A 13,820-nucleotide genomic window follows, 5' to 3' on the forward strand; every position below is an offset into this window, starting at 1 on the left:
GGGCGGTCCTGTTTTGATCTACTGCGCTGCTCCTGTTTTTGCGTTGTTTGCGCTTGGCTCGGGTCGCCCCCCCGGCGCGGGGGGGGGGGGGGGGGGCCCCCCCCCCCCCGCTCCCCGGAGGTATTTTGAGGATAAAAACGTTGGCTTTCACCCCTTGTAGGGGTCGAGCGATGCCCGCAGGCCGTCGCCCAGGAAGTTGAATGCCAGGACAACGATGATGATGGGCAGCATGGGGATGGCCGTCCACCAGTAGATTTCGATGCTGGCCAGGTTCTGGGCGTCGTTCAGCATGACACCCCAGCTGACGGCCGGGGCGCGCAGGCCGAGGCCGAGGAAGCTCAGCGCCGTTTCACCCAGGATCATTGCCGGGATCGACAGGGTTGCGCTGGCGATCAGATGCGACATGAAGTTCGGGAGCAGATGCCTGCTGATGATCCGCGCCGGTCTGGCCCCCATCATTTCCGCCGCTTTCACGAATTCCTCCTCGCGCAGCGACAGGAATTTCGACCGCACCGCCCGGGCGAGGCCGGGCCAGTCCAGGATGCCGAGAATGATCGAGATGATAAAGAACACCGCGACCGGGCTCCAGTTGGAAGGCACCGCCGCCGAGAGGGCGAGCCAGAGCGGCAGTTCCGGCAGGGAGCGCAGGATTTCGATGGCCCGGTTGATGATCCAGTCGGTGCGCCCGCCAAAGTAACCCGCAAGCGCCCCGAAGGTGATGCCAAGCAGGAAGGAGACGGTGATGCCGATCAGCCCGACCGTCAGCGACAGTTGCGCGCCATAGAGGATACGGCTGAACACGTCCCGGCCCAGCCTGTCTGACCCCCAGAGAAAGATCGTGGCCCCCGGCGGCGCACAGAACAGATGGGTGTCGGAGGGGATCAGGCCGAAGAGGTTGTAATCCGCCCCTTCGCAGAAAAATTCCAGCGGCATCGGGGTGGATGTGTCGGTGGTATAGGTCCAGCGGAAATTGACCAGATCGGCCTCTGCCGTGATCGGATAGACGTAAGGCCCCACAAACGACCCCTCGTGCCACAGGTTGACGCTTTGCGGCGGCGCATAGAGATAGTCGGCGCTGCGCTGATTGGGGGTATAGGGGGAGATGAAACCGGCAATGGGCAGCATCAGATAGCACAACAGCAGGAAAATGCCCGATATCAGTCCGATCCGGTGGCGTTTGAACTTGCGCCAGGTCAGCAGCCAGGCCGGCGCATCCATGTCCGCGCGTTCGGGCGCGCTGATGTCGGTGTCATCGGACCAGGCTTCTGCATCGACATAACGGTTGTCCGGCTGAATGCTCATGTGTCACGGCTCCCGTAGCGGATGCGCGGATCGAGCAGCACCAGCATCAAGTCCGAGATCATCGTGCCGACCAGTGTCAGCAGGGCCACGAACATCAGCACGAAGGCGGCAAGGAACTGATCCTGGCTTTTCAGCGCGGCCAGCAGGGCAGGGCCGATGGTCGGCAGGGCCAGGACGACCGACACCAGCACCGAGCCGGAGACCATGGCCGGCAGCAGGTTGCCGATGTCCGCGACAAAGGGGTTGAAGGCCATCCGCAGGGGATATTTGGCCAACAGGCGCGCCGGTGCCAGCCCCTTGGCGCGGGCGGTCTCCACATAGGGTTTGCTAAGCTCGTCCAGCATGTTTGCGCGCAGGCGCTGCATCATCGCCGCCGCCCCCGAGGTGCCGATGACGAAGGTGGGCACGATCAGGTGGACGGCAATGGATTTGACCTTGGCCCAGCTCAGCGGTTCGCCCTCGAAACTGGCGTCCATCAGGCCGCCGATGGGGATGTCGAAATACTTGTGCCCATAGTAGAACAGGATCAACGCCAACAGGAAGTTGGGTGTGGCAAGGCCAAGATACCCCGCGAAACCGGCGGTGTAGTCTGCCCAGGTCTCTGCCTTCGCAGCGGCCAGCACGCCCAGCGGCAGGGCGACCACATAGACAAAGAGCACGGCAGCGAGGTTGACCAGCACGGTCAGCCAGAGCGCATCGCCCACGATTTCCCCGACCGGCCGGTCGAATTCGAAGGACCAGCCGAAATCACCCTGTATCAGCCCGGAAAACCCGTTGGGGCCGGGGGCAAAGCCGACCCAGATCAGGTATTGCTCCCAGATCGGCCGGTCCAGCGCATATTCGGTGCGCAGGAATTCGGCCTTGGCCACACCTTCGGCCTGACCGGTGGCACGCAGCTCGGCAATCTGGTTGGACAGATAATCGCCGGGCGGCAGGTTGATGATGGTGAAGACAAGGATCGACACGATCCAGAGCGTCAGCAGCATGGTGAAAAAGCGATAGACCGCGTATTTGAGAAAGGTCATTGCGTCACCTGTTGCAAGGCATCTTCAAAGTAGAATTCGTCGATGCGGTGGACGCCGAAATGCGCGCCGGGTTCAAACGCCCAGATCGCCGTCTCGGGCACGTTGCGCAGCCGCTTGTTGACCACCACGGGCTGCGGGGCTTCGGACAGGATGCCAATCGCGAATTGCTGCTCTGCGTGGATGTCCAGCATCTCAGCCCAGATGGCGCGGCGTTCATCCCGGTCGAAGGTATGGTTCCATTGGTCCGACAGCGCCAGCAGGCGTTTCGCCTCCGGCAGATCCGGGGCTTCGCCGACCTCGCCACCCGACTGGAAGTACTGGCCCCACTTCGGCCAGGCAAAGAATTCCTGGTTGGTGGGGGCAAGATACATCGGCGAGGTCGAGGCGGAGGGCAGCCCGTTGTCCCAGCCGAACCAGACCGCCGACATCGACACACCGGCATAAACACGGTTGCGCAGGATGTCGCGGTCAAGCGGGCGCATCACCAGTTTGATCCCGAGGTCGCGCCAGGTGTCCGTGACGATGGCCAGGGCATTCTCGACCTCTTGCCGTTCGCCTGCCGTTTCCACGATAAACTCCATTGGACGCCCGTCCGGCAGCCTGCGCAACCCGTCCGGAGTGCGGTCGGTCAGGCCCATCTCGTCCAGCAGGGCATTGGCCGCGTCGATGTCCATGGTGGCCCACATCGACAGATCGGCGCGGTTGAACAGGGGGCTGGATGACAGGGCGGTCATGCCCCCCTCCAGCGCCAGGCCGAAATAGAGGGCGCGGTTGATCATATGCCGGTCGATGCCCATGCTGAGCGCCCGGCGGAACCGCACATCGCGCATCACCTCGCGCCAGACGGGATCGTTGAAGTTGAGGTTGGGGTAGATCGCGATCTGGCTGGCAGCCCCGTTGCCCCAGAGCAGCGTGCGGTAGTTGCCGCCGTCGGATTCGCCCTTCTTGAGGATCGAAATGTCCGGGAAATCGAGGCCGCGTGCCTGAAGGTCCGCCTCGCCCGCATTGGCCTTGGCCGCAACCAGCCCGCCGCCCACGATGCTCATCTCGACAATGTCGATATAGGGCAACTGGACACCCCGGGCGTCGATCCTGTGATAATAGGGGTTGCGCACGAAAACCTGCCGCGAGGTGGTGCCGCTGGCGTTGATCCAGGGCTGCAGGGTCGGCTGCTGCGGGTTGTCGAACTTGTACATGCTGTCACGACGGTTGTGCAGCGCGGCCCAGCTCTTGACCCGCGCCTTGCGGGTTTCCAGTTTCAGCGCGGCGGGATCCGCGAGGTCGCCGTGAAACTGTCTGAGGTAATGTGCGGGCCGATAGATGAACGGCGGGGCCGCCTGTGCCAGCAACGGCAGGAAGTTTGCATTGGCGGTGGGCCATTCGAATACCACCGTATAGGCATCGGGAAAGGTCACGCTGCCCAGGACGCCGTCGACATACATGAACTCCGGCGGCCCGGTTGGCGTGATCTTTTCATTGTTCACGACATATTCCCACCAATAGCGGAAATCTTCCGACGTGAAGGGCGCGCCGTCGGACCAGCGGTGGCCGGGGCGCAGATGCATGGTGAACCTGCGGTCTTCCTCGATCTCGATGTCGCGCAGGATGTCGGGGTAAAGTTCGTAGTTGGTGTCATAGCCGACCAGGCGGGCATAGCCATACACCACCATCTGGCGCACGTCCTTGGCACGCGAGACCATGGTGCGCAGGGTGCCACCCTGCCTGCCAAAGCTGCGCCCCTTGGCGGGCAGATCGACGATCAGCGGCGTTTCCGGCAAACGCTCTGCGATCGGGGGCAGGTGGCCCTGGTTGATCTCCATCTGCCAGAAGGAGCTTTCCTGAGGCGCCGGCATCTCTTGGGCAGAGGCGGAGAGGCCCGTGATCAGGGCGAGACAGAGGGCGATGCACCTAAACATGGCACCTCACCAGATGTCCGGGATCCAGCTCGCGCAGGATGGGTGCGTCAGCGCCTTCAAAGCGGAACCGGTCCGGCCAGCTTGCCGGTGATCCGGCGCCTTTTGCGACCAGGGCAAGGTCGATGGGGCGCGAAAGGTCCGGTTCCGGCTGTGCGGCGATCAGGGCCCGGGTGTAGGGGTGGCAGGGGTTGTAGAACAGCGTTTCGGGCGGCGCCTGTTCCACGATCACCCCGGCACGCATCACCGCGACTTCATCGGCGATCCGCGCGACCACGGCCAGATCGTGGCTGATGAACAGATAGCTCAGCGCGGCACGGTCGCGGATGTCTTCGAGCAGGGTCAGGATCTGATCCTGCACCGAAACATCCAGCGCCGAGGTCGGCTCGTCACAGATCAGCAGCCTGGGATCGAGGGTCAGCGCCCGGGCGATTGACAGGCGCTGTCGCTGACCACCGGAAAACGCATGCGGATAGCGGCGCAGCATGTCCGGGTCCAGCCCGACCCAGCGCAGCATTTCCGCCGCTTTTTCAAGCTGCTCCGCGCGGCTGCCGATGTTGTGAATCTGCATCGGCTCGATCATCGCGCTTTGCACCCGCATCCGGGGGGAAAGGGAGGAATAGGGGTCCTGGAACACCATCTGCGCCTGACGCTGAAAGGCGGTGCGCTGGGCGCGCGTCATGTCGTGCACGGGCAGCGGCGCATCGTCCCGGTCCGGGGCAAACAGCACCTCTCCGCCGGGATCGGGGCGTTCCGCGCCAAGGGCGATGCGCGCGCAGGTCGTCTTGCCCGAGCCGCTTTCGCCCACCACGGCCAGTGTTTTGCCGCGCACCACCTGCAGGTTCACGTCCCGGCAGGCCGCGATCTGTACCGGTTTGCGCCAGCCCCCGGCCCGCATGGTATAGGTCTTGGACACGTTCCTGAGGTCGAGAATGATGTCCTTGCGATCCAGTGCCCGCGCGGGTTGCGCGACCTCCGGGATCATCGGCGCGGCGGCAAAGAGCTTTTTCGTGTAGCCATGTGCAGGCGCCCCCAGAATGCCGCTGGCGCCGCCGCTTTCCATGACACGGCCCTTGTTCATGACCACGACCTGTTGCGCCATATTGGCCACAACGCCCAGATCATGGGTCACCAGGATGACGGCCATGCCGGTATCCTTCTGCAAGCTGCGGATCAGCCCCAGAACCTGCGCCTGCGTCGTGACGTCCAGGGCGGTGGTGGGCTCATCCGCGATCAACAACTCCGGTTCGGCAACCATGGCCATGGCGATCATGGCGCGCTGACGCATCCCGCCCGACATTTCGAAGGGATAGCTCCGCCATGCCCGTTCAGGATCTGCAAAGCCGACTTTCTCGAATTGGGCCAGGACCCGGCGCTTTGTCTCGGCGCCGCCGAGATTGCGGTGAATCCGCAGCACCTCGCCGACCTGATTGCCCAGCCGGTGCAGCGGTGACAGCGAGCGCATCGGCTCCTGAAAGATCATCGCGATCCGGTTGCCCCGGATGCGCCGCATTTGCCTGCTGGAACAGGTCAGCAGGTCGGTCGCCCCGTCAGGCTGGTTGAAGGTGATCCCGCCGCCCCGGACCTGCGCCGTCTCCGGCAGGATGCGCAGGATCGCGCGGCAGGAAAGCGTCTTGCCCGATCCGCTTTCGCCGACCAGCGCAAGGGTCTCGCCCGCGTGTACCGAAAAGCTCACGTTGCTGACCACCGGCGGGGCCATGCCAAAGCCGATCGTAAGTGCGTCAACATCGAGCAGTGAGGTCATCGGGTTCCTGTCGGGGCCAAGAGTACAGAACTTGAAGTGAAGCCTATTCCGCGCCACAGGTCCAGAGGCGCGCGGCGTCAGGCGTCAATGCTTCACTTTGTGCTGCACCTGCGCCATGTAGGGCCGGAAATGTTACAGGAGTACCGCATGAGCCGCCTAGATGTCTTTATCAACCGGATGGTGTCGCAGCGCGCCTGTCTGGATCACGCCGCCGCGCGGACTGCCGACTTCCCCGGACCGGTGTTCGAACTGGGGCTGGGCAATGGCCGCACCTATCACCACATGCGCGAGACGATGCCGGGCCGCGACATCTTTGTGTTTGAGCGGGCCGTTGCCGCCCATCCTGACAGCACACCGGCCGACGAGATGCTGATTCTGGGCGATGTGCGCGAAACGCTGGTTGAGGCGCTTGCGCGGTTCGGGCCGACGGTGGCGCTGATTCATGCCGATCTGGGCGGTCACAACCTGTCCAAGAACGATGCTTTCGCGCGGCTTGTCTCGCCCCTGATCGAGCCGCTTCTGGCGCCGGGAGGCCTGATGGTGTCATCGGACCGGATGTATTTCGAGCGTTTGCAGGAGCAGGAATTGCCGCCAGAGGCGGTGCCGGGGCGGTGTTTCATCTACGGCTAGGGGCTGGCTGCTCCCCGGTCCGGCGCATGGTTGTTGATCCGAAACAGGTTCTGTTCCGGTGTCGATTTACTTGCGGTAAGGATGATCCTGCCAGTCGTATACATGTCGCCGATGTTGCCAGTGTCGCCAATGCGGCCGATGGGGCCAACGGGACAGTGCATCCAGAAGACCCTCCTGTGATGACATGTCAAAAATGACATGTCATCACAGGAGGGTCGAAAGCCACGCATGTTTCATTCGATGCGACGGGTTTCTGTATCTTCTCTGTGATGCGGAGAGGCGAAGCGACATCAACTGCCAGGTGTTTCAGACCTGAACCGGAGCTTTCCCGCCGTTCCGTTTGGCGATGCCAATGCCCCAAAACATCCCCGCCCGGCGACAGCACTCTGACACAAACCGGCTTGCCCGGCATCTGAAAGGGTGGGCCACAATCTGACCCGCTCAGAGGCAGGGCCCCAGGGTCCCGGCATGGGCAGACCCAGGATGACGCCCCGTCCTTGCCCATCCCTTTGTTTTTGGTCTTGTGCCTTTGAAACCGTGAACCTATGTTCCGATGAATTTTGCGAAACAGTGTTTTGCAATGCGAAACAGCAATGGGGAGGATTGCTTTGCCGGAATTGCCCGCACCGCTGAGACCGCGCAGGCCGGGGGTGACCCGCTTGGTCGCCCTTGCCGTTGCCTGCCTGCGGCCATCTCGCATCAGCGCGGGGGCATGTCCGTGCAAATGACATCCGGTCAGACAGAATCCGGGACCACCGACCGCAAGTTTGCCAACACGCTTGCCCGGGGCCTTGGCGTGTTGCGGGCCTTTCGTGCCAGCGACAACGGGCTGACCCATGCAGAAATCGCCAAACGTACCGGTTTGCCCAAGCCGACGATCTCGCGGCTGACCTATACGCTGTGCGAACTGGGCTATCTCGTCCATGGCGGGCGCAACGACCGGTTCCGCCTGGGCCCGGCCGCCGTGGCCCTTGGGTCTGTTGCGGGGCTTTCCGTCGGCTTTGTCGATCATGCCTCGGAACAGATGCAGGCGCTCGCGGACCGGACCGGCACGCTGGCGCTGATAGCCGTGCGCGACGGTGCGCGGATGCTGCTGGCAAAAACCTGGCGGCCCGAAGGGAAATCGACCATCTGGCTGGATCCGGGCTACCGCATTCCGATGTACGGTTCTTCCTCCGGCATGGCAGTGCTGGCCTCGATGGATGACGACAGGTTCGCGGGACTTGAAAACGCCGACACCCTGGTGTCCTTTCGCAGGCAGGGCTACGACCAGCTGCTGGGGCAGGGATTTGTCATCACCCCCCGCGACCTGCGCTACACAGGTACTGTCAACGCGGTGAGCGTACCCTATTTTGCGAATGAATTTGGTGAATCCGTTGCCTTTACCTGTGGCGCATCACCTGCTGACCTGCCGACGCACCGCATGCTGGCAGAGGTCGGCCCCGCCCTGCGCGATACCGTGCGCGCGCTTGAGCAGAACACCGGACATGCTGCTGCGCTGATACGGCGCGGTTGAGACTTCAAGGAGACCTGAAATGACCGACAAGATCGACTATTCCCGCCACGACGACATCGCCGTCCTGCGCATCCGGAATCCCCCTGTCAACGCGCTGTCACAGGCCGTGCGCCAGGGGCTGTCCGACGCCATGGACCGGGCCGAGGCCGAGGAAGGTGTCAGGGCGGTCCTGATCGTGGGTGAAGGGCGCGCCTTCATCGCGGGTGCCGACATCACCGAATTCGGCAAACCCCCGCAGGAACCCTTCCTGCCGGACCTCTGCACAAGGATCGAAGGATCGCCGCTGCTGGTGGTGGCCTCCATGCACGGGGTGTCGCTGGGCGGCGGGCTTGAGGTGGCGCTGGGCGCGCATTACCGCATCGCCCAGCCCGACGCGCGGGTGGGCCTGCCCGAGGTGCATCTGGGCCTGATCCCCGGCGCGGGCGGGACCCAGCGCGTGCCACGTCTGACAGGGGCGGAAAAGGCGATCGAGATGATCACCTCCGGTCGTCAGATCAAGGCGGCAGAGGCGCAGGAAATGGGCCTGATCGACCGCGTGGCCGAAGGTGATCCCGAAGCGATGGGGCTTGCCTATGTGCAAGAGCTTCTCGGTGCCAATGCACCGCGCCGCCCGGTCAGCGAACTGCCCGGCCCGGACCCCATCGACTGGGATGCCACCTATGACGCGGTGCTGAAAAAGGGCCGGGGCCAGATCAGCCCTGCCACCGCCGTGCGCGCGGTGCAGGACAGCGCCGAGCAACCCTTTGCCGAAGGAATGAAACGCGAGCGGGCGCATTTCATGGACCTGATGCAAACCGACCAGCGCAAGGGCATGATCCATGCCTTTTTCAACGAACGCGCCGTGGGCAACCTGCCGGAACTCAAGGGCGTGGAGCCGCGCGCCCTGCAATCCATTGGTGTCATCGGCGGCGGGACGATGGGGGCGGGCATTGCCACTGCTGCCCTGTTGGCCGGCCTCAATGTCATCCTGATCGAGATGAAGCAGGAGGCAGCGGATGCCGCGCGGGACCGCATTGGCGGCAATCTTCAGGGCGCGCTGAAACGCGGCAAGATTTCCCAGTACAAATTCGACGCGATGATGACCACCGGGCTGGAGGTGTCGATCAACTACGACAGCCTGCGCGACGTCGATCTGGTGGTCGAGGCGGTGTTCGAGGACATGGGCGTGAAACGCGAGGTTTTCGGCAAGCTCGACGCCGTGTGCAAGCCGGGCTGCGTGCTGGCCTCCAACACCTCCTATCTGGATGTGGACGAAATCGCCGCCGCCACCTCGCGGCCCGAAGACGTGATCGGCCTGCATTTCTTCTCGCCCGCACATGTGATGAAACTGCTTGAGGTCGTGGTGGCGGAAAAGACCGCGCCGGATGTCGTTGCCACCGGTTTTGCGCTGGGCAAGGCACTGGGCAAGATCAGCGTGCGCGCGGGCGTCTGCGACGGTTTCATCGGCAACCGTATTCTGGCGGTCTACCGCACCGCGGCGGACCATATGGTGCTGGACGGCGCATCGCCCTACCAGATCGACAAGGCGCTGACCGATTTCGGCTTTGCCATGGGCCCCTTTGCCGTGGCCGACCTTGCCGGGCTCGACATCGGCTGGGCCACGCGCAAGCGCAAGGCGCCGCACCGCCACCCGGCGGAACGTGTGCCGACCTATATCGACCGGCTCTGCGAAGAGGGTCATTTCGGCCAGAAGACCGGCGAAGGCTATTACATCTACGAAAAGGGCAAGCGCGGCGGCACGCCGAACCCCAAGATCGCCGCACTGGTCGCCGAGGAACAGGCAGAGCGCGGAATTACGCCACGTGACTTCACCGACGAAGAGATTGTGCGGCGCTACATGTGTGCCATGGTGAACGAAGCGGCCAAGGTTGTTGGCGAAGGCATCGCGCGTCGTCCTCTGGACGTCGATATGGTTCTGCTCTTCGGCTACGGCTTTCCACGCTATTGGGGGGGACCGATGAAATGGGCGGATATTCAGGGGCTGGACAAGGTGCTGGCCGACATCGAAGGCTATGCGCAGGAGGATGCTTGGTTCTGGCAACCCGCACCGCTGCTGCAGGAACTTGTGGCCGAGGGCCGTACATTCGACGACCTGAACAAGGCCAACTGACCCCCATGCACCAGGCGAATTCACGATAGGAGCACCGACATGGATCTGAGCTATTCCGAAGAAGAGAAAGCCTTCCGCGAGGAAGTCCGCACGTTTCTGAAAGACAAACTGCCCAAGGAGCTGAGCGACAAGGTGCGCTATGGCGGTGAGCTGGGCAAGGCCGACATCGAACGCTGGCATGCCATCCTGAACGAACAGGGCTGGCTGGCACCGAACTGGCCCAAGAAGTTCGGCGGGGCCGAATGGAACGCCGTGCAGCGCCACATCTTCGAGGAAGAGGCCGCCGCCCACCACGCGCCGCGTATCGTGCCCTTTGGCCTGTCGATGCTGGCGCCCGTGCTGCAGAAGTTCGGCTCGAAGGAACAGAACGACTATTGGCTGCCGCGCATCCTGAATGGCGATGACTGGTGGTGTCAGGGCTATTCCGAGCCGGGCGCCGGCTCCGACCTCGCCTCGCTCAAGACAACGGCGGTCCGCGACGGCGACCACTACATCGTCAACGGCCAGAAAACCTGGACCACGCTGGGCCAGCACGCCAACATGATCTTCTGCCTGGTGCGCACGGACAAGGAGGTCAAGCAGCAGGAAGGCATCTCATTCCTGCTGATCGACATGGACACGCCGGGTATCGAAGTGCGCCCGATTGTCCTGCTGGACGGCGGGGCCGAGGTGAACGAGGTCTGGTTCACGGATGTGAAAGTGCCTGTCGAAAACCTTGTGGGAGAAGAGAACAAGGGCTGGACCTATGCCAAGTACCTGCTGACCCACGAGCGGACGAATATCGCGGGCGTCGGATTCTCGCAGGCCGGCCTCACAGCGGTCAAACGCCTCGCCAGGGCCGAGATGGCAGGCGGCAAGCCCCTGATCCAGAACCCGCATTTCGCGGCGCGTCTGGCTCAGGTGGAGATCGACCTGCAGGCCATGTCCACCACCAACCTGCGCATCATCTCCAAGGCGGCGGCGGGCACGGCGCCGGGGGTGGAATCCTCCATGCTCAAGGTCAAGGGCACGATCATCCGGCAGGAGATCAACGACCTCGCGCGGCGCGCCGCCGGGGCCTATGCGATGCCCTTCGCCTCCGAAGCGATCGAAGGCTCCAACGCGGGCCTGCCCGATCCGCTGTCCGCTGGCCCTGTGGCCGCGCAGTATTTCAACAACCGCAAGCTGTCGATCTTTGGCGGCTCCAACGAAATCCAGCGTGGCATCATCGCCAAGGTCACGATGGGAGGATAACAGATGAATTTCGAGCTGACTGAAGAACGCCAGATGCTGCAGGACACCCTGCGCCGCTACCTGCGCGAGAAATACGACACTGCCACGCGCAACAAGATCATTGAAAGTGACACGGGCTACAGTGCCGCGATCTGGGCGGAACTGGCCGAACTGGGCGTGATCGGCGCGCTTTTCACCGAAGAGCAGGGCGGTTTCGGCGGCAAGGGTTTCGACCTCACCACGGTGTTCGAGGAACTGGGCCGCGCGGGCGTGGTCGAACCCTTTCTGGATACCGCTGTGCTGGCCGGTGGCCTGATCGCCGATCTGGGCAACGACGACCAGCAGGCCCATGTGGAAGAGGTCATCGCGGGCAGCCTGCAACTGGCCTTCGCCCATGGCGAACCGACCAGCCGCTATGACCTGAACCGCGTGCAAACCACGGCAAAACCCGATGGCGACGACATCGTGCTGAACGGCCACAAGGCCGTGGTGGTGAATGCCGAAGCGGCCGACATGCTGGTCGTTTCGGCCCGCGAAAGCGGGGAGCCGGGCGACAACGACGGCATCTCGTTGTTACTGATCCCTGCGGATACCAAGGGTGTGACCATTCAGGGCTATGCCCTGCTGGCCGGGGGCCGCGCCGCCGAGGTGATGCTGGACAATGTGAAAATCCCTGTCTCTGCCCGTCTTGGCGCGGCCGGCAAGGCCTTTGACGCCATCGAGGCCCGGGTGGCAGCGGCATCCGTGGCACAGGTCGCCGAAACCCTGGGCGCGATGGAGACCGCGACCCGGCTGACCAAGGATTACCTGGGAACGCGCAAGCAATTCGGCCGCCCCATTGGCACCTTTCAGGCGCTGGCGCACCGCATGTCCGACCTGCTGATCGAGATGGAGCAGGCGCGCTCTGCCGTGATCAACGCGGCGGGGCATCTGGAATCGGACCGTTCGGTCCGCGAAAGCCATGTCTCGGCGGCCAAGAACCTGATGGGCCGGGCGGGCCGACTGGTGGCAGAGGATTCGATCCAGATGCACGGCGGCATTGCCATGACCCAGGAATATGAGCTGGCCCATATCGCCAAGCGGATCGTCATGGCGGACCACCGCTTTGGCGACACCGACCACCATCTGGAGCGGTTCATTGCCCTCTCCGCTGCCTGAGACCGCACATCTGATCGAGAACGAGACCGGGACGCAGACATTGATCGGCTATGTCGTCGATGTCAGCGACCCGGACGGTCGGGGGCGGGTCTGGCTGGACATCGGGCCGCAGCACACCAACCGGCACAATGTGCTGCACGGGGGCATCGCGACGGCGGTGCTGGACAATGCCTGCGGGACCACCGGATCACTGACGGTCGATGCCACCGGCAAGGCGCCGTTCCTGACGATTTCCATGAATGTGCAGTTCGTCGCACCGGCGCGGGCAGGCACCCGTGTCACCGCCACGGGCCGTGTCGTGGGCGGCGGGCGCAGCACGCTGTTCATCGCCGCCGATCTGGTGGATGAAAACGACCGTCTGATCGCCACCGCATCGGGGGTCTTCAAACGGGTTCCCAAGGAGAAACTGAAATGAGCGCACGGCTGGAGGACAAGGGCGACCGCCTGATTGTCTGGAATGGCAACACCGCCAAACGCGGGGCGCTCAGCCCTGAGCTTTACGACTGCATCCTTGAGGCGGTGAAACAGGCGCATGACCGGCGCATTCGCACGGTTATCCTCACCTCCGAAGGTCCGTTTTTCTGCGCCGGAGGGGATCTGAACGTCCTGATCGAACGGCGCGGCCTGCCCGAGGCGGAACGCCGCGAGAAAATTGACGGGCTGCACGATCTGATCCGCGCGATACGGTCCTGCCCGGTCCCGGTCATCGCCGCGGTGGAGGGTGGTGCGGCGGGTGCCGGCCTGTCCCTCGCGCTGGCCTGCGACCTGATCGTCGCCTCCGAGGAGGCGCGTTTTACCGCCGCCTATGTCAAGGCGGGGCTGGTGCCGGATGGCGGGCTGACCTCTGCCATGGCACGGATGCTGCCGCGCCCCCTGGCGATGGAGATGTGCCTGATGGGCCGCCCGGTGAATGCCCTTCGCTTTGCCGAACTTGGCGCGGTCAACCGCATCAGCAAACCCGACAAGGCACTGGAAGAGGCCATGATGCTGGCAGACGGGCTGGCCGATGGCCCGCGCGACGCGCAAAGCACAATCCGGGGTCTTGTTGCCGACGCCTATGAAACGACCGAGGCGGAGCAACTGGATGCCGAACGCAACGCAATGGCAGCGGCGTCCGGCAAGGACGAGGCCGCCGAAGGGATTGCGGCCTTCTTGGAAAAACGCAAACCCGTCTATCGCTGAGCGGTTT

The 13,820-nt window shown here is 63.7% G+C and carries 11 protein-coding genes; 7 read left to right on the forward strand and 4 right to left on the reverse strand.

Going from position 1 to position 13,820, the window contains the following annotated elements:
* Positions 1–147: 147 nt before the first annotated feature.
* The 4 genes from O4H53_RS16745 to O4H53_RS16760 are packed head-to-tail and all read right to left on the reverse strand — an operon-like array spanning position 148 to position 6,005.
* Positions 148–1,302 (reverse strand): ABC transporter permease, encoded by a 1,155-nt coding sequence (locus O4H53_RS16745; protein WP_269365590.1) that lies wholly within the window; start codon positions 1,300–1,302, stop codon positions 148–150.
* Positions 1,299–2,327: an ABC transporter permease gene (locus O4H53_RS16750; protein WP_269365591.1), complete on the reverse strand. Its 1,029-nt coding sequence runs from the start codon at positions 2,325–2,327 to the stop codon at positions 1,299–1,301. The genes O4H53_RS16745 and O4H53_RS16750 overlap by 4 nt, the downstream gene beginning before the upstream one ends.
* Positions 2,324–4,243 carry an ABC transporter substrate-binding protein gene (locus O4H53_RS16755; protein ID WP_274574174.1) on the reverse strand — a complete coding sequence of 640 codons (1,920 nt, stop codon included), beginning with the start codon at positions 4,241–4,243 and terminating at the stop codon, positions 2,324–2,326. The genes O4H53_RS16750 and O4H53_RS16755 overlap by 4 nt, the downstream gene beginning before the upstream one ends.
* Positions 4,236–6,005, reverse strand: a complete 1,770-nt coding sequence (locus tag O4H53_RS16760) for a dipeptide ABC transporter ATP-binding protein (RefSeq protein WP_269365594.1) — start codon at positions 6,003–6,005, stop codon at positions 4,236–4,238. Before O4H53_RS16760 ends, O4H53_RS16755 begins: the two co-directional genes overlap by 8 nt.
* Positions 6,006–6,152: 147 nt before the next feature.
* Between O4H53_RS16760 and O4H53_RS16765 the strand changes: the two genes are divergently transcribed.
* The 7 genes from O4H53_RS16765 to O4H53_RS16795 all read left to right on the forward strand — a co-directional run bounded on the left by O4H53_RS16765 (position 6,153) and on the right by O4H53_RS16795 (position 13,813).
* Positions 6,153–6,635, forward strand: coding sequence for a class I SAM-dependent methyltransferase (locus tag O4H53_RS16765; protein WP_269365596.1), 483 nt, complete (start codon positions 6,153–6,155; stop codon positions 6,633–6,635).
* A gap of 580 nt (positions 6,636–7,215) precedes the next feature.
* Positions 7,216–8,151 (forward strand): IclR family transcriptional regulator, encoded by a 936-nt coding sequence (locus O4H53_RS16770; protein ID WP_269365597.1) that lies wholly within the window; start codon positions 7,216–7,218, stop codon positions 8,149–8,151.
* A gap of 19 nt (positions 8,152–8,170) precedes the next feature.
* Complete coding sequence (locus O4H53_RS16775) at positions 8,171–10,261, forward strand: 3-hydroxyacyl-CoA dehydrogenase NAD-binding domain-containing protein (protein ID WP_269365599.1); 2,091 nt, start codon at positions 8,171–8,173, stop codon at positions 10,259–10,261.
* Between the two features lie 39 nt (positions 10,262–10,300).
* Positions 10,301–11,494 carry an acyl-CoA dehydrogenase family protein gene (locus tag O4H53_RS16780; protein ID WP_269365602.1) on the forward strand — a complete coding sequence of 398 codons (1,194 nt, stop codon included), beginning with the start codon at positions 10,301–10,303 and terminating at the stop codon, positions 11,492–11,494.
* A 3-nt stretch (positions 11,495–11,497) separates the two neighbouring features.
* Complete coding sequence (locus tag O4H53_RS16785) at positions 11,498–12,631, forward strand: acyl-CoA dehydrogenase family protein (protein ID WP_269365604.1); 1,134 nt, start codon at positions 11,498–11,500, stop codon at positions 12,629–12,631.
* On the forward strand, positions 12,612–13,046 hold the full coding sequence (locus O4H53_RS16790) for a PaaI family thioesterase (RefSeq protein WP_269365606.1): 435 nt from the start codon (positions 12,612–12,614) through the stop codon (positions 13,044–13,046). The genes O4H53_RS16785 and O4H53_RS16790 overlap by 20 nt, the downstream gene beginning before the upstream one ends.
* Entirely contained in the window at positions 13,043–13,813 is a 771-nt protein-coding gene (locus O4H53_RS16795) for an oxepin-CoA hydrolase, alternative type (RefSeq protein WP_269365608.1), read from the forward strand. The genes O4H53_RS16790 and O4H53_RS16795 overlap by 4 nt, the downstream gene beginning before the upstream one ends.
* Positions 13,814–13,820 lie beyond the last annotated feature (7 nt).

It is taken from the genome of Sulfitobacter sp. G21635-S1 (assembly GCF_027213915.1).
Classification (GTDB): Bacteria; Pseudomonadota; Alphaproteobacteria; order Rhodobacterales; family Rhodobacteraceae; genus Sulfitobacter.

What these genes read in the sequence shown, in the direction of transcription:
- O4H53_RS16750 (WP_269365591.1), bottom strand. Translation starts at nt 2,327, where the DNA reads ATGACCTTTCTCAAATACGCGGTCTATCGCTTTTTCACCATGCTGCTG.
- O4H53_RS16785 (WP_269365604.1), top strand. Translation starts at nt 11,498, where the DNA reads ATGAATTTCGAGCTGACTGAAGAACGCCAGATGCTGCAGGACACCCTG.
- O4H53_RS16795 (WP_269365608.1), top strand. Translation starts at nt 13,043, where the DNA reads ATGAGCGCACGGCTGGAGGACAAGGGCGACCGCCTGATTGTCTGGAAT.
- O4H53_RS16755 (WP_274574174.1), bottom strand. Translation starts at nt 4,243, where the DNA reads ATGTTTAGGTGCATCGCCCTCTGTCTCGCCCTGATCACGGGCCTCTCC.
- O4H53_RS16760 (WP_269365594.1), bottom strand. Translation starts at nt 6,005, where the DNA reads ATGACCTCACTGCTCGATGTTGACGCACTTACGATCGGCTTTGGCATG.
- O4H53_RS16765 (WP_269365596.1), top strand. Translation starts at nt 6,153, where the DNA reads ATGAGCCGCCTAGATGTCTTTATCAACCGGATGGTGTCGCAGCGCGCC.
- O4H53_RS16775 (WP_269365599.1), top strand. Translation starts at nt 8,171, where the DNA reads ATGACCGACAAGATCGACTATTCCCGCCACGACGACATCGCCGTCCTG.
- O4H53_RS16780 (WP_269365602.1), top strand. Translation starts at nt 10,301, where the DNA reads ATGGATCTGAGCTATTCCGAAGAAGAGAAAGCCTTCCGCGAGGAAGTC.
- O4H53_RS16770 (WP_269365597.1), top strand. Translation starts at nt 7,216, where the DNA reads ATGCGAAACAGCAATGGGGAGGATTGCTTTGCCGGAATTGCCCGCACC.
- O4H53_RS16745 (WP_269365590.1), bottom strand. Translation starts at nt 1,302, where the DNA reads ATGAGCATTCAGCCGGACAACCGTTATGTCGATGCAGAAGCCTGGTCC.